21 protein-coding genes are annotated in these 17,132 nt (G+C 75.7%); 14 read left to right on the forward strand and 7 right to left on the reverse strand.

Features of this window, described 5'->3' with window-relative positions; all coding sequences use genetic code 11:
• The first annotated feature begins 67 nt into the window (after positions 1–67).
• Entirely contained in the window at positions 68–547 is a 480-nt protein-coding gene (locus OO48_RS13095) for a hypothetical protein (RefSeq protein WP_157845438.1), read from the forward strand.
• Positions 544–2,109 (forward strand): multicopper oxidase family protein, encoded by a 1,566-nt coding sequence (locus OO48_RS13100; protein ID WP_209439468.1) that lies wholly within the window; start codon positions 544–546, stop codon positions 2,107–2,109. The genes OO48_RS13095 and OO48_RS13100 overlap by 4 nt, the downstream gene beginning before the upstream one ends.
• Positions 2,110–2,175: 66 nt before the next feature.
• On the opposite strand, the gene OO48_RS13105 is transcribed toward OO48_RS13100, so the two are convergent.
• Positions 2,176–3,333 (reverse strand): FAD-dependent monooxygenase, encoded by a 1,158-nt coding sequence (locus OO48_RS13105; protein WP_033215481.1) that lies wholly within the window; start codon positions 3,331–3,333, stop codon positions 2,176–2,178.
• A gap of 70 nt (positions 3,334–3,403) precedes the next feature.
• On the opposite strand from OO48_RS13105, the gene OO48_RS13110 reads away from it, so the two are divergent.
• The 5 genes from OO48_RS13110 to OO48_RS13130 all read left to right on the forward strand — a co-directional run bounded on the left by OO48_RS13110 (position 3,404) and on the right by OO48_RS13130 (position 6,678).
• Positions 3,404–3,961 carry a TetR/AcrR family transcriptional regulator gene (locus OO48_RS13110; RefSeq protein ID WP_033215483.1) on the forward strand — a complete coding sequence of 186 codons (558 nt, stop codon included), beginning with the start codon at positions 3,404–3,406 and terminating at the stop codon, positions 3,959–3,961.
• A gap of 68 nt (positions 3,962–4,029) precedes the next feature.
• Entirely contained in the window at positions 4,030–4,464 is a 435-nt protein-coding gene (locus OO48_RS13115) for an NUDIX hydrolase (RefSeq protein WP_033215485.1), read from the forward strand.
• Between the two features lie 217 nt (positions 4,465–4,681).
• Positions 4,682–5,179 carry a hypothetical protein gene (locus OO48_RS13120; RefSeq protein WP_033215487.1) on the forward strand — a complete coding sequence of 166 codons (498 nt, stop codon included), beginning with the start codon at positions 4,682–4,684 and terminating at the stop codon, positions 5,177–5,179.
• Positions 5,167–5,640, forward strand: a complete 474-nt coding sequence (locus tag OO48_RS35115) for a peptidase inhibitor family I36 protein (protein ID WP_051732076.1) — start codon at positions 5,167–5,169, stop codon at positions 5,638–5,640. Before OO48_RS13120 ends, OO48_RS35115 begins: the two co-directional genes overlap by 13 nt.
• Positions 5,641–5,979: 339 nt before the next feature.
• Positions 5,980–6,678 (forward strand): peptidylprolyl isomerase, encoded by a 699-nt coding sequence (locus OO48_RS13130; protein ID WP_033215489.1) that lies wholly within the window; start codon positions 5,980–5,982, stop codon positions 6,676–6,678.
• Positions 6,679–6,687: 9 nt separating this feature from the next.
• On the opposite strand, the gene OO48_RS13135 is transcribed toward OO48_RS13130, so the two are convergent.
• Positions 6,688–7,251: an EF-hand domain-containing protein gene (locus tag OO48_RS13135; RefSeq protein WP_033215491.1), complete on the reverse strand. Its 564-nt coding sequence runs from the start codon at positions 7,249–7,251 to the stop codon at positions 6,688–6,690.
• 217 nt (positions 7,252–7,468) lie between these two features.
• On the opposite strand from OO48_RS13135, the gene OO48_RS13140 reads away from it, so the two are divergent.
• The 3 genes from OO48_RS13140 (at position 7,469) to OO48_RS13150 (ending at position 8,861) form a co-directional block, all read left to right on the forward strand.
• On the forward strand, positions 7,469–7,825 hold the full coding sequence (locus OO48_RS13140; RefSeq protein WP_033215493.1) for a hypothetical protein: 357 nt from the start codon (positions 7,469–7,471) through the stop codon (positions 7,823–7,825).
• A gap of 130 nt (positions 7,826–7,955) precedes the next feature.
• On the forward strand, positions 7,956–8,168 hold the full coding sequence (locus OO48_RS13145; RefSeq protein ID WP_030921710.1) for an EF-hand domain-containing protein: 213 nt from the start codon (positions 7,956–7,958) through the stop codon (positions 8,166–8,168).
• 132 nt (positions 8,169–8,300) lie between these two features.
• Complete coding sequence (locus OO48_RS13150) at positions 8,301–8,861, forward strand: DUF1990 domain-containing protein (protein ID WP_033215597.1); 561 nt, start codon at positions 8,301–8,303, stop codon at positions 8,859–8,861.
• Between the two features lie 56 nt (positions 8,862–8,917).
• Here OO48_RS13150 and OO48_RS13155 read toward each other — a convergent pair whose 3' ends face one another.
• A complete protein-coding gene (locus OO48_RS13155) occupies positions 8,918–9,886 on the reverse strand; it encodes a serine hydrolase (RefSeq protein ID WP_033215495.1) in 969 nt (322 codons plus the stop codon).
• 124 nt (positions 9,887–10,010) lie between these two features.
• Positions 10,011–10,781: a hypothetical protein gene (locus tag OO48_RS38875; RefSeq protein WP_167346439.1), complete on the reverse strand. Its 771-nt coding sequence runs from the start codon at positions 10,779–10,781 to the stop codon at positions 10,011–10,013.
• A 178-nt stretch (positions 10,782–10,959) separates the two neighbouring features.
• On the opposite strand from OO48_RS38875, the gene OO48_RS13165 reads away from it, so the two are divergent.
• Positions 10,960–11,763 carry a metallophosphoesterase gene (locus OO48_RS13165; protein ID WP_051732077.1) on the forward strand — a complete coding sequence of 268 codons (804 nt, stop codon included), beginning with the start codon at positions 10,960–10,962 and terminating at the stop codon, positions 11,761–11,763.
• On the opposite strand, the gene OO48_RS13170 is transcribed toward OO48_RS13165, so the two are convergent.
• The 3 genes from OO48_RS13170 to OO48_RS13180 all read right to left on the reverse strand — a co-directional run bounded on the left by OO48_RS13170 (position 11,747) and on the right by OO48_RS13180 (position 13,444).
• Positions 11,747–11,938 (reverse strand): hypothetical protein, encoded by a 192-nt coding sequence (locus OO48_RS13170; RefSeq protein WP_167346440.1) that lies wholly within the window; start codon positions 11,936–11,938, stop codon positions 11,747–11,749. The two genes, OO48_RS13165 and OO48_RS13170, sit on opposite strands and share 17 nt — an antisense overlap.
• An 8-nt stretch (positions 11,939–11,946) precedes the next feature.
• Positions 11,947–12,765 (reverse strand): alpha/beta fold hydrolase, encoded by an 819-nt coding sequence (locus tag OO48_RS13175; protein WP_033215502.1) that lies wholly within the window; start codon positions 12,763–12,765, stop codon positions 11,947–11,949.
• A 187-nt stretch (positions 12,766–12,952) separates the two neighbouring features.
• Positions 12,953–13,444, reverse strand: a complete 492-nt coding sequence (locus tag OO48_RS13180; RefSeq protein ID WP_033215503.1) for a MarR family winged helix-turn-helix transcriptional regulator — start codon at positions 13,442–13,444, stop codon at positions 12,953–12,955.
• A 107-nt stretch (positions 13,445–13,551) separates the two neighbouring features.
• Here OO48_RS13180 and OO48_RS13185 point away from each other — a divergent pair, with 107 nt between their 5' ends.
• From OO48_RS13185 to OO48_RS13195, 3 genes are all read left to right on the forward strand, one after another.
• Positions 13,552–15,057 (forward strand): DHA2 family efflux MFS transporter permease subunit, encoded by a 1,506-nt coding sequence (locus OO48_RS13185; protein WP_245194620.1) that lies wholly within the window; start codon positions 13,552–13,554, stop codon positions 15,055–15,057.
• 65 nt (positions 15,058–15,122) lie between these two features.
• Entirely contained in the window at positions 15,123–15,950 is an 828-nt protein-coding gene (locus tag OO48_RS13190; RefSeq protein WP_033215505.1) for an ATP-grasp domain-containing protein, read from the forward strand.
• Positions 15,951–16,142: 192 nt separating this feature from the next.
• Complete coding sequence (locus OO48_RS13195; RefSeq protein ID WP_033215507.1) at positions 16,143–17,114, forward strand: phosphotransferase family protein; 972 nt, start codon at positions 16,143–16,145, stop codon at positions 17,112–17,114.
• The last annotated feature ends 18 nt before the right edge of the window (positions 17,115–17,132 follow it).

The raw sequence follows: 17,132 nt of genomic DNA on the forward strand, positions 1-17,132 counted from the left end.
GAGAAACAACGGACATGGTGATCTCCGGACAGTATGATCGCGAATCATTTCGATCACGGGGGATACCATGTCCGACCACCGAGAACCACCCCGCTGGCCACTGATCGCCCTCCGGGTGACGGCCGGCCTCACCGCCCTGCTGGCCCTGCTCATGCCGTTCCTGGCCGGCGGATTCCTACAGGGCTACTACCCGCTGCTGGACGCCCACCGGCAGACCGCGCTGGTGCTGTCCTCCACGGCCCTGCTGGCCGCCGTCGCCGGCGTGCTGGTGCGGCGCCTCTCGCGCGGCCCCAGCGGCCCGGCCGTCCAGTACGGGGTGCTCACCCTGCTGTGCATCGTGCAGTACTCCCTCGGCGACGAGCGGATCCTGCTGCTGCACGTCCCGCTCGGCGTGGGCGTGTTCGTGATGGCGGAGAAGTCCGTGGTGGAGGCGTTCAAGGCGAAGGCCGGGAGCGCCGACACGGAGGACCGGGCCGCCGACCCGAAGGCCGGGAGCGCCGACGCGGAGGACCGGGCCGGGGACGCCGCCACGGCGGGTGCCGAGTGAGCGCCCCGCTGAGCAGGCGCCGACTGCTGGGCGCCGGCGGCGTCGCCGCGCTCGGACTGGGCGCGGCCTTCGGCCTCCCGCCGCTGATGAACCGGCTGCTGCCCGGCGGCGAACCCGGCAGACTGCTGCGCAGCGCCCTGCCGCTGCCCGCCCGCCACACGGCCGAACTGCCCGTCCCCGCCGTGCTGGAGCCCGTCCGCAGCGACGCCGGCGCCGACTACTACGAGATCACCGCGCGCCGGGCCACCGCCCGCCTGCTGCCCGGCCACGACACCGAGGTGTGGGGCTACCAGGGCACCTTCCCCGGCCCGACCGTCGAATCGCGCAGCGGCCGGCGCACCGTCATCACCCACCGCAGCGAACTGCCCCGCCCCACCGCCGTCCACCTGCACGGCGGCCACACCCCGCACGACAGCGACGGCCACCCGCTCGACCTGGTCGGCACCGCCGGCCACCACGACATGGCGGGCATGCCGGGGATGGCGGACGCACCGGGCCTCGACGGGGCCACCGTCCTGCCGCAGCGCGACCACACCTACCCGATGGCGCAGCGCGCCGCCACGCTCTGGTACCACGACCACACCATGGGCTTCACCGGCCCGCAGGTCTACCGCGGCCTGGCCGGCTTCCACCTGGTGCGCGACGAGGAGGAGGCCGCGCTCGGGCTCCCGCAGGGCCCGCGCGAACTGCCGCTGATGATCGTCGACCGCTCGTTCGCCGCCGACGGCTCCTTCGCGTACCCGGAACTCCCCGGCGGCGCCCCGGGCGTGCCGGACGCCTACATGAACGGCGTGCTGGGCGACGTGATGCTGGTCAACGGCGCGCCCTGGCCGCTGGCCCGGGTCGACCGCGCCTGGTACCGGCTGCGGCTGCTCAACGCCTCCAACGCCCGGCGGCTGCGGCTGTCGCTGGACCCGCAGCCGGGCGGCGGCGGGGCGCTGGTGCAGATCGGCTCCGACGGCGGCCTGCTGGAACGCCCGCTGCGCCACGACTCGGTCGACCTCGCGCCCGCCGAACGCTGCGACGTGCTGGTCGACTTCTCCCGCTACCCCGCCGGGACGCGGGTGCGGCTGCGCAACCGGCTCGGCGACGGCCCCACCGGCGAGGTGATGGCCTTCGAGGTCGGCTCCGCGGCCGACGACGGCTTCCGCCTCCCCGAGAAGCTCTCCACCGTCGAGCGGCTCGACCCCGCCAAGGCCGTCAACACCCGCACCTTCGTGTTCCGGAAGGGCGAGCGGTACTGGACCGTCAACGGCCGGGAGTACCGGCCCGGGCGCTCGATCGCCGCCCCCCGGCTCGGGCAGATCGAGGTCTGGCGCTTCGTCACCGACTTCCACCACCCCGTCCACCTGCACCTCGACCCGTTCCAGGTGCTCGGCCGGGCCGGCGGCCGGCCCGGCGCCAACGACGCCGGCTGGAAGGACACCGTCGACGTGCTGCCCGCCCAGGGCGTCGAGGTCGCCGTCCGGTTCACCGACTACGCCGGGCGGTTCCTGCTGCACTGCCACAACCTCGAACACGAGGACATGGCGATGATGGCCGAGTTCACCACCACCGAGTAGCCGCCCGGCGGCGCCCCGGACCCCTCCCGTCGGCGGGGCCCGGGGCGCCGCCGCGCGCGGGCCCGGTCAGCCCAGCCGGGGCGGCGTCCAGGCGTGGTGGCGCAGGATCATGCGCACGGCGGTGCGCGAAGGGGTCAGCCGCATCGCGGTGTTGCGCAGCGCGACGGCCAGCGGGTTGGCCAACTGGTGGCCCATCCGGCCGGCCTGCCGGGCCGCCCGGGCGACCGATTGGCTGCGCGGGCGGCGCTCGGCGTCGTAGCGGGCCAGGGCGGCTTCGACGGTCGGCCCGGCGGCGAGGGCCGCGGCCAGGGTGACCGCGTCCTCCAGGGCCTGGCAGGCGCCCTGGCCGAGGTTCGGGGTCATCGCGTGCGCCGCGTCGCCGAGCAGGGCGACCCGGCCGACCGCGAACGCGGGCAGCGGGGTGCGCAGTTCGTCGACGTCGTGGTGGAGCACGTCGCCGGGACGGGTCGCGTCGAGCAGCGCCGGGATCGGGTCGTGCCAGCCGCGGAAGCGGCGGCGCAGTTCGGCGAGCGGGTCAGCGAAGCGCGTCCGCGCGGGCAGCGTGAGCACCGCGTGCCACTCGGCCCGCCCGTCGTTGAAGGCGATGTGCCCGAACTCGGCACCGCGCCCCCAGGTCAGCTCGAAGTCGGTGCGGAGGTCGACGGCCCGCTCGGTGATGGCGCGCAGCACGGTCGACCCGCTGTAGACGGGGCCCGGGTGGTCCGGGAAGAGCGCGCGGCGCACCCGGCTGCCGATGCCGTCGGCCGCCACCACGAGGTCGGCCTCCAGGACGGTGCCGCCGCACACCACCCGGACCGGCGCCGGGCCGTCCGTTCGGACCTCCTCGGCCTCCGCGCCGGCCAGCAGGCAGTCGGCGGGCAGGGCCTCGCGCAGCAGCCGGTGCAGGACGGAGCGCGGTACGCCCGTGATCGGGGTCCCCACCGCCGCCTCCAGCGCCGCGCCGTCCATCCGGGCCAGCCAGCCGCCGCCCGGGGTGCGGGTGCCGCCCGCGTACTGGCCCCGGGAGGCCGCCCGCACCGCCGCGCCGACGCCGAGCTCGTCCAGCGCCCGCAGGCCGTTGGCGGCCAGCGAGATGCCCGCCCCCGCGTCGTCCAGGACCGGCGCGCGCTCGACGACCGTCACCTTCCAACCGGTGCGGTGCAGGCCGATCGCCGCGGCCAGCCCGCCGATGCCGCCGCCGACGACCACTGCGGTACCGCCCATGCCGACCTCCAGGTTTTCTACATCTGTAGAAGAGACCCTAGCGGACGCCCTACAGGTGTAGAAAAGAGCCATGACCCCCGACCGGCGCACCCTCCTCGCGGACACCGCCCTCGACGTGCTCGCCGACGAGGGGATCCGCGGCCTCACCCACCGCGCGGTCGACCGCGCGGCGGGCCTGCCCCCCGGCACCACCTCGGCGTACTTCCGCACCCGGTCCGCGCTGCTCACCGGACTCGTCCGGCGCCTGGTCCAGCTCGACCAGGCCGAACTGCAGGAGCTCGCCGAACGGCTGCCCGCCCCCCGCACCGCCCGTGACCTGGTGGACGGCGTCGTCCTGCTCGCCCGGCACCGGCTCACCGGCGAAGGCCGCCGCCGCTCGCTCGCCCGCTACGCCTGCACCGTCGAGAGCGTCCGCGACCCGGAGCTGCGGGACATCCTCGTCCCCCGCGAGAACGCCGGCCGGGAGTCCGTCCGGCTCTTCCTCGCCGCGCACGGCGTGGCGGACGTCGAGACCCGCGGCCGGGTCCTGCTCTCCTGCGTCGACGGCCTGGTCTTCGACGCACTGGTGAACGGCGGCGAGGTGCCGCGCGAAGCCGTCGAAGGACTGGTCGCCGCCGCCCTGCGGTAGCCCGGGCCCGGGCCGTCCGGACCGGCCGGTAGGGTCGGGGGACAGGCGTGCGAACGGGGGAGCGGGGCATGGGGACGGAGCACCGGCAGTCGGTCCGGCAGGCCCGGGAGGACGGCATCGAGGCGCTGCTGGGCGGGGTGGCCGTCCTCGACGGCAGCGGGCGCGTCCTGCTGGTGCGGCGCAACCCGGACGACCACTTCGGCGGCCTGTGGGAGATCCCCGGCGGCTCGCTCGAACCCGGCGAGGAACCGCCGGCCGGCGCCGCCCGCGAACTCGCCGAGGAGACCGGGCTCACCGGCCTCGACCTGGCCTACCTGCACGCCGCCGACTTCACCAGCCGGCGCGGCCTGCGCACCCGCCAGTTCGCCTACACCGCCACCGTCCCCGACGGCACCCCCGTCACGCTCACCGAGCACGACGCCCACCGCTGGGTGCCGCTCGACGCCCTCCCGGAGGTCAGCGCCCACCACCGGGAGATCCTCGACCGCCTGCCGCGCGGTTAGATCCCCGCTGGGGTCACCACCCTGGCGTTCCGTCACCGCCGGGGCGGGCGGATCGCCCGGGCGGGGAGCCGGGCTGGCCGATCGGGTGACAGTGCGTCAACGAAGCGATAGGCGGGCGGCCGCCCTGGTGATGGCTGAGCGTGACCGCCGATCGGTTCGGCGGCCGCCCCGACCCACGGGCGCCCCACCCCTCCAGCAGGATCCGAGCAGGAGAGACATGCCCCGCACCCCCTGGCGCCGCCGCCTCCCGGCGGCCCTCGCCGTCCCCGCCAGCGTCCTCGCCCTGAGCGCCGCCGCCCCCGTGCCGGGCCCGGCCCCAGGCCCCGCTGCGATGCCGCCCGCCGCCCGCGACACCGAACCGGTCTGCACCGGCCCCGCCGGGCCCGCGGTCCCCGTCACCGGAGGCACCGTCACCTGGTGCCCCACCCGGGACGGCGGCCGGCTGCTCTTCACCAACACCGGCCCCGCGACCACCGACCTCTCGCTGGTCGTCCACGACTGCGACGGCGGCAAGGCCCCCGCCGTGGACGCCGCCAAGTGCGCCGCCACCCTGAAGAGCACCCGCGACGTCATCTGGCGGCAGGTCGCACCCTCGGAATCGGTGCACGCCGACTTCGCCATCCCGAAGGGCGCCAACGCCCAGGTGTGGTGGACCGCCGACAGCACCGACCGGGCCACCGCCCTCAAACTGCTGGGGACGCCGTGGAACTCCTGACCGCCTCCCGCCCGCTGCGCGCCCTCGCCGCCCTGCTGCTCGCCGCCGCCCCACTGGCCGCCCCGGCCGCCCCCGCGGCGGCCACCCCCGCCCCGACGCCCCCCGCCCCGGCCGCCGCCGTCAGCAACCCGCCCGGCGTGCACGTCCTCAACGGCGACGGCCGCGCCCCCCGGCACACCGAATGCCCGGCCGGCTGGGTCTGCCTCTACGACGGCGCCCACTTCGACCACGCCGCCGTCGCCCTGCTGCCCGGCACCGGAATCACCGACACCGAACGCCTGAACCTCCCCGACGGCTCCCGGTTCACCGGCGAGGAGGGCGTCTCCGCCTGGATCAACAACTCGCCCGTCACCTACTGCTGGTACCCCGGCAAGGACTACGCGGGCACCGCCGTCACGATGGCCCCCGCCACCCGGGGCAACGCCCACGGCAACGCGCTCAAGTCGCTGCGCCCGTGCTGAGACCCGCCGTGCTGAGGCCCACCGCGCCGAGGCGGCCGTGCTGAGCCGGCCGTGCTGAGCCGGTCGCATTGAGCCTTCCGCGTTGAACCCGCCGCCCCGGGGCCGCCCATCGAACGGACGGCCGAGAAGGATCTCGGGTGAACCGCTGCCGACGGGAGACCCGCGCGCCAGGGGCGTGACGTGCGGGAACGGGGGAGCGGTGAGGGTCGGGCGGGCTCCGGCGGGCCGGTGGGCAGGGCGGGGCGAGGGTGCGGGGAGGTTCGAGGGGCGGGCAGTGTGGGCAGGTCCCTGCCAATCCTGTCCGTTGCTCGATCCTCTTCCACCCGCGGAGGCTGTCGAATGAAGCGCACGACCTGGAGTGCCGGACTGACCGTCCTGGCCATGGTGTCGCTCGCCCTGTCCACCACCACCGGCACGGCGTCCGCCGCCGGGCCCGGGGCCGGAACCACGGCCGGGAACACCGCCGGAACCGCGGCCGCCGGGTGCACCTACACCGCCGCCGTGCCCGCCGACAACTTCAAGGGCATCCCGGTCTTCGACGCCGAGAAGGCCGCCAAGCCCTACAGCGCCACCCTCCGCACCAGCCAGGGCGCGATCACCTTCCGGGCGCTCACCGACAAGGCCCCCTGCACCACCTACTCGTTCCGCTTCCTCGCCGAACGCGACTACTTCGACCGCACCCACTGCCACCGCCTCACCACCCAGCGGCTCTACGTCCTGCAGTGCGGCGACCCCACCGGCACCGGCAGCGGCGGCCCCGGCTACTCCTTCCCCGACGAGAACCTCGAAGGCGCCACCTACCCCGCCGGCACCGTCGCGATGGCCAACGCCGGCCCGAACACCAACGGCAGCCAGTTCTTCATCGTCTGGAAGGACACCAAGCTCTCCCCGGCCTACACCCCCTTCGGCCGCGTCACCTCCGGCCTCGACGTGCTCGAGAAGATCGCCGCCGGCGGCGAGGACGACCAGAACGGCCCCGGCGACGGCTTCCCGACGCTGCCCGTCGACATCCGCGACGTCAAGCTCTCCAAGCGCTGAGCGGCCGCGTCACGCCCCGGCGGTGCGCCACGCCGCCGGGGCCAGCGCCCCGCACAGGTGGCTGCCCGGGTCCGCCGGGTCCGCGCTGATCCAGAACTGCGCCCACAACTCGGTGAACTCCTCCCGGGAGAGGAAACCGTCGCCGTCCAGGTCGACCAGTTCGAACACGCCGGTGGTGTCCGTCGGCCGCCCGTTCCACACGTCCACCAGGCGGCGGTGCTCCTCCCGGGAGATCCGGCCGTCGCCGTTCTCGTCGATCGCCTCGAAGACGGTGTCCGCCGTCGCCGTCACCGCCTCCCGCATCCCGGGCAGCCGGTCCACCATGGCCAGGACCTCGTCCATGTCCACCAGCCCGTCGCCGTCGGTGTCCGCCGCCGCGTACAGCGCGTCCCACCAGCCGAGCATCACCCGCTCCACCCGGGCCGCCAGTTCGGGGTCGGCCGCCACCCGGGGCAGCCGCCCCCAGCGGTCCGCCAGCGCCCGGAAGTCCTCCCGGTCGAGGTAGCCGTTCCCGTCGGTGTCGAACGCGCGGAACACGCTGGTCAGCTTGTAGCGCTGGAACTCGCTCGCCATGGCCGTGCCCTCCCTGGAACCTCTCGCGACCTGCGAGGCTGATCCTTTCCACTCCGCGCCGCCCTACGGCAGCGCGCGGTCGCAGCCCCCGTCCCCGACCGCACGCCGGGGGAGCGCACGCCCACCCGCGCGCCGGGTCGCCCATGACATCCGTCACTCCCGGGCCGTGCGACCGGCCACTACGCCGGGACTTCTGACGGCCCCTAAGGTTGCCGCCATGACGAACACGGGGAATCCCAAGGACGACGACCGCACCGACATCCGGATCAGCCTGATCGGCGGCGCCCGCCTGGAGGGCGGGGAGATCCACACCCGCACCCTCACCGCCTCCCTGATCGGCGGCGCCGACATCGACCTCACCGACATCGACATCCCGGACGGCGCCGAACTGCGCATCACCAAGCTCAGCCTGATCGGCGGCGTCTCGCTGCGGGTCCGCCCCGACGTCCGGGTGGTCGTCACCGGCATCCGGCTCGGCGGTGTCAGCGACGACGGCCCCACCCGCGAGGGCGGCCCCACCGTCCACGTCGCCGCCTGGGGCCTGCTCGGCGGCGTCAGCGTCCACCGCGACTGAGCACCCGCCCGCCCCGCCCCCGCAGACCGGGCCCGGCCTGTCGGCACGTCCGGAACTGCGGCTATTGTGGCCCGCGCGCCGAAAACACGGCGCCGAGTACGGTGCTACAGCAAGAAGAGGGGTGGGTCCGGTGGCGGACATAGAAGCGGCACGGGCGGCATTCGCGCGCCTGGACGTCGACGGCGACGGGCGGGTCACCGCGCGCGAGTACAAGACGGTCATGGCCCAGCTCGGCGACTACCACGTCACCGAGACGGTCGCCCAGGCGATCATCAACGCCAAGGACGCCAACGGCGACGGCAAGCTCTCCTTCGAGGAGTTCTGGGCCTCCGTCCAGGGCTGACCGCGCCCCCGCCCCCTCCACCCGGAGGGGGCGGGCGAGGCACGACCCACCCGCACCGCCCCGACCAGCCGGAACACCACCGTCCCGGCCCCGGGTTTGGCCGCCCGCCCCCGGCCGCCGTACAACTGGCGGATGCCGCCGAAAACCCTCCACCGACGCCACCTCGCCGCCCGGGCCGCCGCGCCCACCTACCCCGAGGTCGGCGCCACCGCGAGCGCCGCCCTGCCCGCCGGCTACTCCCGGCTGCGCCGCCGGGTCCACCTCGGCCGCGGCCCCGCCGTCCTGGAACGCGCCGGCGCGTACGTCCTCGGCTGGGGCGCCCAACTCGGCTCCGGCTTCGCGGTGTACCCGACGGCCGAACCCGCCGCCCCCGGCGCCACCGTCCTGCTCCGGCTCGCCCTGCCCGGCCTGCGCCTGCCTCGCCTGGTCATCCCCTGCCGGGTGGTCTGGACGGTCGAGGCCCCCGACCGGATCGGCTTCGCCTACGGCACCCTGCCCGGGCACCCCGAGCGCGGCGAGGAGTCCTTCACGGTGAGCATGGACGCCGACGGCGAGGTGTGGTTCGAGGTCGCCGCCTTCTCCAGGCTCGCCTCCTGGTACGCCAGGCTCGGCCGTCCCGTCGCGCTCACCCTCCAGCACCTGGCGATCGAACGCTACCTGCGGGCCGTCGCCCGCGCGGTGGACGCGCCCTGACCACCCGGCGGCCCGGGCCCGCGCGCCCCTGCGTCCTACGTCATTGCGCCCCTACGTCATTGCGTCGCGTCCGCGAAGGCCCGCACCGCCGCCGACGCGACGGACTCCACCAGCGCGATGCCGGCCTCCTCGCTCGCCGAACCGTCGCTCAGCACCGACACCAGCAGGCTCCGGCCGCCGTACTCGATCCGGCCGATGCTGTTGACCACCCACAGACCCGTGCCGTCCCGCGGCAGCCAGCCGTTCTTCAACCGCACCGCACCGCCCTGGTCCGCCGCGGAGACGCCCCAGTCCTGGCCGTCCGCGACCAGGCCCATCAGCTCCGCCAGGTAGGCGCGGGAGGCGGGGCCCAGCGGCGAGTCCTCGGTGAACACCACCCGCAGCAGCCGCGCCTGGTCGGCCGCGGTGGTCTCGGTCAGCCCCCAGAAGCCGTCCGTCCCCGCGACCGTCCCGGTCAGCCCGAAGACCGCGTTGGCCGCGTCCAGCCCGCTCGCGCCGCCCACCGCCTCGAACAGGGTGGACGCCGCGGCGTTGTCGCTCTGCTCGATCATCAGCTCGGCCGCGGCCTTCTGAGCGGCGGTCAGCACGCCGTCGCCACGCAGCAGCAGCGCGGCCAGGATGTCCACCTTGACGATCGAGGCGGTGACGAAGGCGTCCTCGCCCCGGACCGCGGACGCCCCGGAGCCGGGGTCGGTGACAGCGACGGCGAAGTGCCCGCCGAGGGCGCCCAGTGCGGCGTCCAGCGCGGCACCGGCGGCGTCGGCGGCGTCCGAAGTGTTCGAGGCGTCCTGGGTCGCGTGGGCGGTGGCGGTGTCCGCGCCGTCCGCCGGGCCGGTCGCCGACGCGGACACCGCCGCGCCCGCCGGGGCGCCGGCCGACGGGCGGGAGAGCACCAGCCACGAACCCAGTGCCGAGAGCACCACCGCCACGACCACCGCCCGCCTGATCCGCCGGGTGCGCCGGGTGCGCCTGCCGTGACGCTCCTGCCTGCGGGCGGAGGTCCGTGATCCGGGTGGTGCCGTCATGCGGACGATGCTCCGGCACCCGCCTTGAGCCGGGATGAGCCCCGTCTGAGGCCGCCCTGAGAAGCCGCGGCGGCACCATTCGCCGGCGGTCGGCGGTCGGCGGTCGGCGGTCGGCGGTCGGCGGTCAGCGGTCAGCGACGTGCAGGTGCGGGGCGCCGTCCGGCGGCCGGTGCCAGGAGGTGCGCAGCCCGCAGGCGGTCAGGGCGGTGCCCACCGCGTGGTGCATCGCCTCCCCGACGGCCGTCGACACGGCCGGGCTGCCGGGCAGTCGGGGGGAGGAGCGCCAGGCGGCGTCGACGACGGGGGCCGCGCCGGCGGCGTCCGCGACGGGCGGGCAGGCCGTGAGCGCGACCCCGGCCGCCCGGGGGTGCCGGGCGAGCGGGAGGCCCGCGAGGGCGGCTCCTCGGCGGACGGCGGCGACGACCTCCGCGGCCGGGGGCTCCACCGCGGGCGGCTCCCCGGCGGACGCCCCGAGGGGCCCGTCGGCGGTCAGGGCTGCGGCCGGTACGACAGGCTCGCCGGGGCCGACCAGCGTCGGCCCGTCCGGAGCGGTGCGGGTGGCCGTCAGCCCGAGGGCGGGCAGGAACTCGGCGAGCGCGGTCTCGACGCTGTTCACCACCGACTGCCGCGTCCGGGGCCACGGGCTCCCCGCCCCGCCCCCGGAGTCGGCGGCCGCCGCGGCGTCCTCCAGCCGGGCGGAGCACAGCCAGCGCAGCGTGACCGGCCACAGGTCCCGGTCGGGGGTGCCGTCGGAGCCGTCGGTCTCCGTGGCGCACAGGTGCACCCCGGGCCCGTGCCCGCCGTGCGCGACGGGCAGGCCGACCAGCAGCAGCGCCTCGACGACCCGGTCGGCCAGCAGCGGATCGACCCGCGCCTGCCGCGCACCGGCTGCCACCCCGTGGACTCCCATCCCGACACCCCTCCCGCCCGCGGGGCGCTCCCGCGCGTGTGACTATCCATGAACACGTAAAGCCAGTCAACAGCCCCGGCGCGCAACGGAGATCGAGCCGAGGGCCGCCCGCCCGCGCCACCCGTGACCGCCCGTTCCGCCCGCACCCTGATACCGTCCGGCCGTGTCCCCTTCACCCACCCCGCTGTACGCGGCAGCCGACGTCCACGGCCACCGCGCGGAGTTCCTGGACGCGCTGCGCGCCGAGGGACTGGCCGACGCAGACGGCCACTGGTGCGGCGGTCGGGCCCGGCTCTGGATGCTCGGCGACTACGTCGACCGCGGCCCGGACGGCATCGGCGTCATCGAGGACATCCGCCGCCTCGCGGCCCAGGCCCGCGACGCCGGCGGCCAGGTGGGCGCCCTGCTGGGCAACCACGAGGTGCAACTGCTCGCCGCGCACCGCTTCGGCACCGCGCCCGTCCCCGGCTGGAACCAGCCCGGCGGGTTCCACGGCGGCTGGGTCCGCTTCGGCGGCCAGGAGACCGACCTGCGCCGCCTGACCCCCTCCCACCTGGACTGGCTCGCCGCACTGCCCGCCGCCGTCCTGGTCGAGGGCCACCTCCTGGTGCACTCCGACACCACCCAGTACCTCGAACTCGGCACCAGCCTCACCGCCGTCAACACCGCCGCCGCCGAAGCCCTGGCCGACGAACGCCCGGAAGCCTGGCTGGAGTTCAGCCGGCTGATGAGCTCCCGCGGCTCCTTCCGGGGCGCCCGGGCCGCCGACCCCCACGACCCCGTCGCCCGCGTCCTGGACGCGCTCGGCGGCACCGTCCTGGTCCACGGCCACAGCACCCTCACCGGACACTTCGGCATTCCCCCGGAACACCTCCGGGAAGCCCTGCGCTACGCCGGGGGCCGGGTCCTCGCCATCGACGGCGGCGTGTACGAGGGCGGCCGGATCCTGCTCACCCGCCTGCTCTGAACCCCCGGCCCCCGGCCGGGTCCGCGTGGTCCGGCGCCACCTTCAGCCGGCCGCACTGCAGCGCCGACTCGTCGGTCTTGCCGGTCTCCGGGGCGTCCGCGCACGGCGCCCGGGCGGTCCGCTGGGTGCGGAACGCCTTCAGCGCGGGGTCGTCGGCGTGGATCCCCCCCCGCACGTCGGCGCTCACGCCCCCGGGCCGGAGAGCACCTCGTGCAGCCGCTCCGCCGTCGCCCGCGGCCGGAACGCGTAACCGTTGTGCCCGCCGGGGAACCCCTCGCACGCGACACCCAGTTCCGCAGCCAGCAGCTCGCCGCACCGGCGCGGCCAGAGCCGCCCCGAGTTCTCCCCGACCCCGGGCACCACCCGTACGCCCGAGCCCCGCAGCGCGGCCAGGTCGAGCAGGTGCCCGCGCAGTGCGGAGACGTCGTGGCGCAGCAGGAACTCCGCGTTGCGCACCTGCTCCGGCCCCCGGGCCCGGGTCGGGGCGTCCGGCTCCCGGTCGGTCGGATCGATGCCCGCGAACCGCGCGAACCGCCGCAGCGCGGCATCGACCCCCCGCGTCCCGAACGCCTCCTGGGCCCCCAGCAGGTCCCGGACGGCCGAGGACCGCTCGGGCTCCGGCAGGAGCTGGACGGCCGCCGGCTCGTGCGCGACGACCGCACGGGCCTGGCCGGGGTGCCGGATCGCGAACTCCAGCGCCACCAGGCCGCCGAGACTGCTGCCGAAGACCAGGGCGGGCTCCGGGGTGAGCGCCGCCAGCAACCGCGACACGTCATCGGCGTGCACCGGCACCGTGGTCCGCTCCGGCTCCTCGACAGGGCTGCCGGACAGGCCGCGCCGGTCGTAGGTGACCACGGTGTACCGGTCGGCCAGCCGGTCGGCCAGCGCGTCGGTCACCCCCGCGTCCCCGTGGCCCCCGGAGACGAGCACCAGCACCGGGCCCGCCCCGCGGACGAAATGGCGCAGCCGGGCACCCGGCACCTCCAGCACGGACTCCCTCATGGGACGCTCTCCTCCCGCTCGTCGGCTCCGGAACTCCCGGCCCCGCTCCGACGACTATGGCCGCCCCGCCCGCGCCCGTGGAGCGGAGAGCCTGACCTAGGAGCGCCGCTCCCAGGCGGCGCCGCCACGGCAGCCGGCACCCCGCGTCCCGCCCGGCCGCTCCCGGCCGCTCCCGGTTCCGCCCGGCTCAGTCGTCCTCGTCGGCGCCGCCCGCGCCGCCCGCGTCGACGTCCACGGCGGCGCGGATGCGCCCCAGCAGGGCGCGCAGCTGCTCGCGCTCGGCGCCGCTGAGCGCCCCGGTGGCCGCGGCCAGGGCGGCCCGGTCCAGCTCCTCGGCCTCCCGGTGGCAGCGCGCGCCCTCCTCGGTGAGCGTCAGCAGGAACGCCCGCCGGTCCGAGGGGTGCCGGACGCGCTCGACCAGCCCGTCGCGCTCCAGGCTGTCGACGATCGTGGTCGTGGTGCGGGGCGCGTTGCCCACGTACTCGGCGAGGTCGCGCATCCGCAGCGGCTCGCCCGCGAGGGCGAGGACGCGCAGGGTGCGCAGCCGGGCCACCGAGGCGCCGTGCTCGCGCAGCCTGCCGTCCACGAAGGCGCGCAGCCGCTGGGTGGTGACGAACAGTTCGTCCACCAGGGCGTCACTGCTGCCGAACCGCTGCCGTGCTGCCGGGTCCTCTGCCATGCCGTGCCTTCCCCATCCTCTTCGGGCCCGCCGGGCCCTTCCGGTCCCTCGGGTTCCGTGGGCCGGCAGCTTTCTGAGCACCATCATAGTGAGTATGCTCAGCTTCCATGAGCACCCGCTTGAGCCAGCGCCGTGTCGTGCCCATCATGGCTGTCCTGACCACCTTCATCTGCATCATCGACGGCGCGATCACCACCGTCGCGCTCCCCAGCATCGCCCGGCAGTTCGACCTCACCCCGGCCGCCCTCACCGGCGTCGTCGTGGTCTACCCGGTCTGCCTGGGCATGATGATCCCGGCCTCCGCCTGGCTGGTGGAACGCTACGGCGGCCGCCGCTCGCTGCTGCTGTCCCTGGCCGCCTTCACCGCCGCCAGCGGCCTGTGCGGCGCCGCCCCGAACCTGACCGCCCTGGTCGGCGCCCGCGCCCTGCAGGGCCTGGCCGCCGGCCTGCTCATGCCCACCTCGCAGGCCCTGCTCTTCCGCACCTTCAGCCAGGCCGAACAGGTCCGGCTCTCCCGGCTGATGGTCATCCCGCAGCAGATCGCCCCCGCCATCGCCCCCCTGCTCGGCGGCCTGCTGATCACCAGCCTGTCCTGGCGCTGGGTGTTCTACGTCAACGTCCCCTTCGGCACCGCAGCCGTCCTGTTCGGCGCGCTCTTCCTCGCCGAGCACCGCGACCACGCCGCCGGCCGCCTCGACCTGCCCGGCCTGCTGCTGTGCGCCGCAGGCACCGGCACCCTGATGTACGGCGTCTGCGCCGGCCCCGACCTCGGCTGGGACCGCCCGCAGGTGATCGGCACGCTCGCGGCCGGCGCCGTCCTGCTCGCCGCCGCCGTCCGGCACCAACTGCGCGCCGCCGAACCGATCCTGCGGCTGCGCCTGTTCCGCGACCGGCTGTTCCGCGACACCAACCTGATCAGCCTGGTCGGCTACGTGCCGATGATGGGCGCCATGTTCCTCGGCCCGATCTTCATCCAGGAGGCCCGCGGCGGCTCCGCGCTCGACAGCGGCAGCACCACCTTCACCGAGGCGTTCGGCGTCCTGATCACCATGCAGGTGGTCGGCGCCGTCTACCACCGGGTGGGGCCGCGCCTGATCATCGGCACCGGCCTGTTCGGCGTGGCCGGCGTGATGCTGCTGTTCGCCGCCGCCGACGCGAGCACCAGCCTGTGGACCTTCCGCGGCTACATGTTCCTGCTCGGCCTGGCCATGGGCGCGATCTTCATCCCCGCCACCATCGCCTCGTTCAGCACCGTCGACCGCGCCGACGTCGCCCACGCCGCCACCCTCAACACCGTCGTCCGACAGACCGGCAACGCGCTCGCCCCGGCCGTCGTCACCTCCGTCCTCGTCCTCGGTGCGAGCGGCACCCAGCGCGTCCACCCGCCACTGGCCTCCTACCAACTCAGCTACTTCGTCCTGGCCGCCGTCGCCGTCGCCGCCGCCCTCTTCGCCTTCACCATGCCCGACGGCCCGGCCCGCACCGCCGCCCCCGCCGCCTCCCGCCCCGCCGGATCCCGCGCCGCGGGCTCCCGTCCCGCCGCCCGGCGCACCGCCGCCCGGCGCACCGCCGCGCCGGGCTCCCGGCAGAAGGCCGGCCGATCGGGCGGCTGAAGCCCCCGCCCGGGCCACCGCCCGCCGCGTAGAGTGGCCGCCCGCCCACCGGAGAGGACGACAGCGTGCACGAGCGTTCCAGGATCCTGTTCGTGACCGACCTCGCCTACCCGGCGCGCGGCCGCCGCTACTGCGACGAGGACATCCTCCTCACCTCGCGCCTGCGCGACCACTTCGACCTGGCCCTGTGCCACCCGAAGGACGCGGCCGCGCTGATGCCCGGCTTCGACGCGGTCGTGGTCCGCAACAGCGGGCCCGTCCTGCACTACCGGCAGCAGTACGACGAGTTCCGCCGCCGGGCCGCCGAACAGCGCACCCGCGTCTACAACCCGCTCACCGGCCGCGGCGACATGGCGGGCAAGGGCTACCTCCTCGACCTGACCGAGGCCGGGTTCCCGGTCATCCCCACCATCCGCCGCCCCCAGGACCTCCACCTGCTGCCGCCCACCGACCGCTACCTGGCCAAACCGGAGGCCGGCGCCGACTCGATCGGACTCACCCCCGTCAGCCGCACCGACCTCCCCCGGCTGGACTGGACCGGGCTGCTGCTCCAGCCACTGGTCGACTTCCGCCACGAGGTCTCCTTCTACTTCGTCGACGACGCCTTCCAGTACGCCCTGCACGCCCCCGACCCGTCCCGCCGCTGGGAACTGACCCCCTACCGGCCCACCCCGGACGACCTCGCCTTCGCCCGCCGCTTCATCGACTGGAACACCCTCGACCACGGCATCCAACGGGTGGACGCCTGCCGCACCACGGCCGGCGACCTCCTGCTGGTGGAACTCGAGGACCTCAACCCCTACCTGTCCCTGGACGCCGTCACCCCGCGTCAGCGCGAGGACTTCGTCACCGCGCTGACGGCCTCGCTGCACCGCTTCCTGCGCACCGGCTAGCAACAGGGGACGCGGCGAGGGGCGGGAGACGAGCCGCCCGCCGATGCCGGATCCACGATCGAGGCCAAGGGCCGGACCGGCCAGGTCGCGTCCGGCGGCGAGTACGCCACCCCACCCGCGAGGGATCCGTGGCGCGGATGACGGCCGGTGAGGGGCTCGCGCGTGCCACCGCCCGGATGATGGGATGGCGCGGTGACCGACCACGACGAGGCGGCGACCCTCCGACCGCTGACCCTGGCCTGGGTGCGCCGGCACCTGGAGGCCGGCGAGCACCTCGCCGGAGCCGAGGCGCTGCACGGCGGCGCCACCGCCGACATGCGGAGGCTGACCGTCGGCACGCGGGACGGAGGCACCCGGTACCTGGTGCTGCGCTCCTTCGTCGGCCCGACCCGGCAGGGGCCGGCCGAGGAACTCCTGCACCGGGAGGCCGACGCCCTGACCACGCTCACCGCGACCGAGGTGTCGGCCCCCGGGCTCGTCGCCGTCGACCCGACCGCCGCGCACTGCGAGCACCCCTCGCTCCTCATGACCCACCTGCCCGGCCGGACGGTCCTCGACGACGAAGGGCTGGAGGCGCGCCTGCCCCTGCTGGCCCGCCAACTCGCGGCCGTCCACGCGGTGCGGCCGGCCGTCCGGCCCCGGGAGTACACGGCGCTGACGACCGCCGACACGGTCGTGACCCCCGCCGGCGCCGACGCCGCCGTCTGGGCCGCCGCGACCGACGTGATCCGCAGGCCCGCGCCGCGCTACGAAGGACGCTTCCTGCACCGGGACTTCCAGCCCGGCAACGTGCTGTTCGACCTGCCGCCGGAGAACCCGGCCGGTGCCGCCCGCACCCGCATCACCGGCGTCGTCGACTGGGCGGCGGCCGCCTGGGGCCCGGCGGACCTCGACGTGGCGCACTGCTCCACCAACCTCGCGCTGCTCCACGGCCCGGCGTGGGGCCTGCGCTTCACCGAGGCGTACCAGGAGGCCGGCGGGGTGCTGGCCGCGGCCCCGGACGAGCGCCTGTACTGGCAGGTGCGGTCGCCGCTGGCGTTCTCGGAGGAAGTGGAGTGGGTGGCGCGGCCGTGGCAGGAGGCAGGACGCACCGAGCTGACGGCACGAGCCGTGGAGGAACGGCTGGACGCCTACCTGGTCGCCTTGATGGACGCGTCCGGCTGAGCCGGGGCGCGGCCGCCG

The organism is Kitasatospora phosalacinea (assembly GCF_000716545.1).
Classification (GTDB): domain Bacteria; phylum Actinomycetota; class Actinomycetes; order Streptomycetales; family Streptomycetaceae; genus Kitasatospora; species Kitasatospora phosalacinea.

Bases quoted from the DNA above. Each gene is read 5' to 3' on its own strand.
- OO48_RS13095 (WP_157845438.1), top strand. From the start codon at position 68: ATGTCCGACCACCGAGAACCACCCCGCTGGCCACTGATCGCCCTCCGG.
- OO48_RS13105 (WP_033215481.1), bottom strand. From the start codon at position 3,333: ATGGGCGGTACCGCAGTGGTCGTCGGCGGCGGCATCGGCGGGCTGGCC.
- OO48_RS13110 (WP_033215483.1), top strand. From the start codon at position 3,404: ATGACCCCCGACCGGCGCACCCTCCTCGCGGACACCGCCCTCGACGTG.
- OO48_RS13115 (WP_033215485.1), top strand. From the start codon at position 4,030: ATGGGGACGGAGCACCGGCAGTCGGTCCGGCAGGCCCGGGAGGACGGC.
- OO48_RS13120 (WP_033215487.1), top strand. From the start codon at position 4,682: ATGCCCCGCACCCCCTGGCGCCGCCGCCTCCCGGCGGCCCTCGCCGTC.
- OO48_RS13130 (WP_033215489.1), top strand. From the start codon at position 5,980: ATGAAGCGCACGACCTGGAGTGCCGGACTGACCGTCCTGGCCATGGTG.
- OO48_RS13135 (WP_033215491.1), bottom strand. From the start codon at position 7,251: ATGGCGAGCGAGTTCCAGCGCTACAAGCTGACCAGCGTGTTCCGCGCG.
- OO48_RS13140 (WP_033215493.1), top strand. From the start codon at position 7,469: ATGACGAACACGGGGAATCCCAAGGACGACGACCGCACCGACATCCGG.
- OO48_RS13150 (WP_033215597.1), top strand. From the start codon at position 8,301: ATGCCGCCGAAAACCCTCCACCGACGCCACCTCGCCGCCCGGGCCGCC.
- OO48_RS13155 (WP_033215495.1), bottom strand. From the start codon at position 9,886: ATGACGGCACCACCCGGATCACGGACCTCCGCCCGCAGGCAGGAGCGT.
- OO48_RS13175 (WP_033215502.1), bottom strand. From the start codon at position 12,765: ATGAGGGAGTCCGTGCTGGAGGTGCCGGGTGCCCGGCTGCGCCATTTC.
- OO48_RS13180 (WP_033215503.1), bottom strand. From the start codon at position 13,444: ATGGCAGAGGACCCGGCAGCACGGCAGCGGTTCGGCAGCAGTGACGCC.
- OO48_RS13185 (WP_245194620.1), top strand. From the start codon at position 13,552: ATGAGCACCCGCTTGAGCCAGCGCCGTGTCGTGCCCATCATGGCTGTC.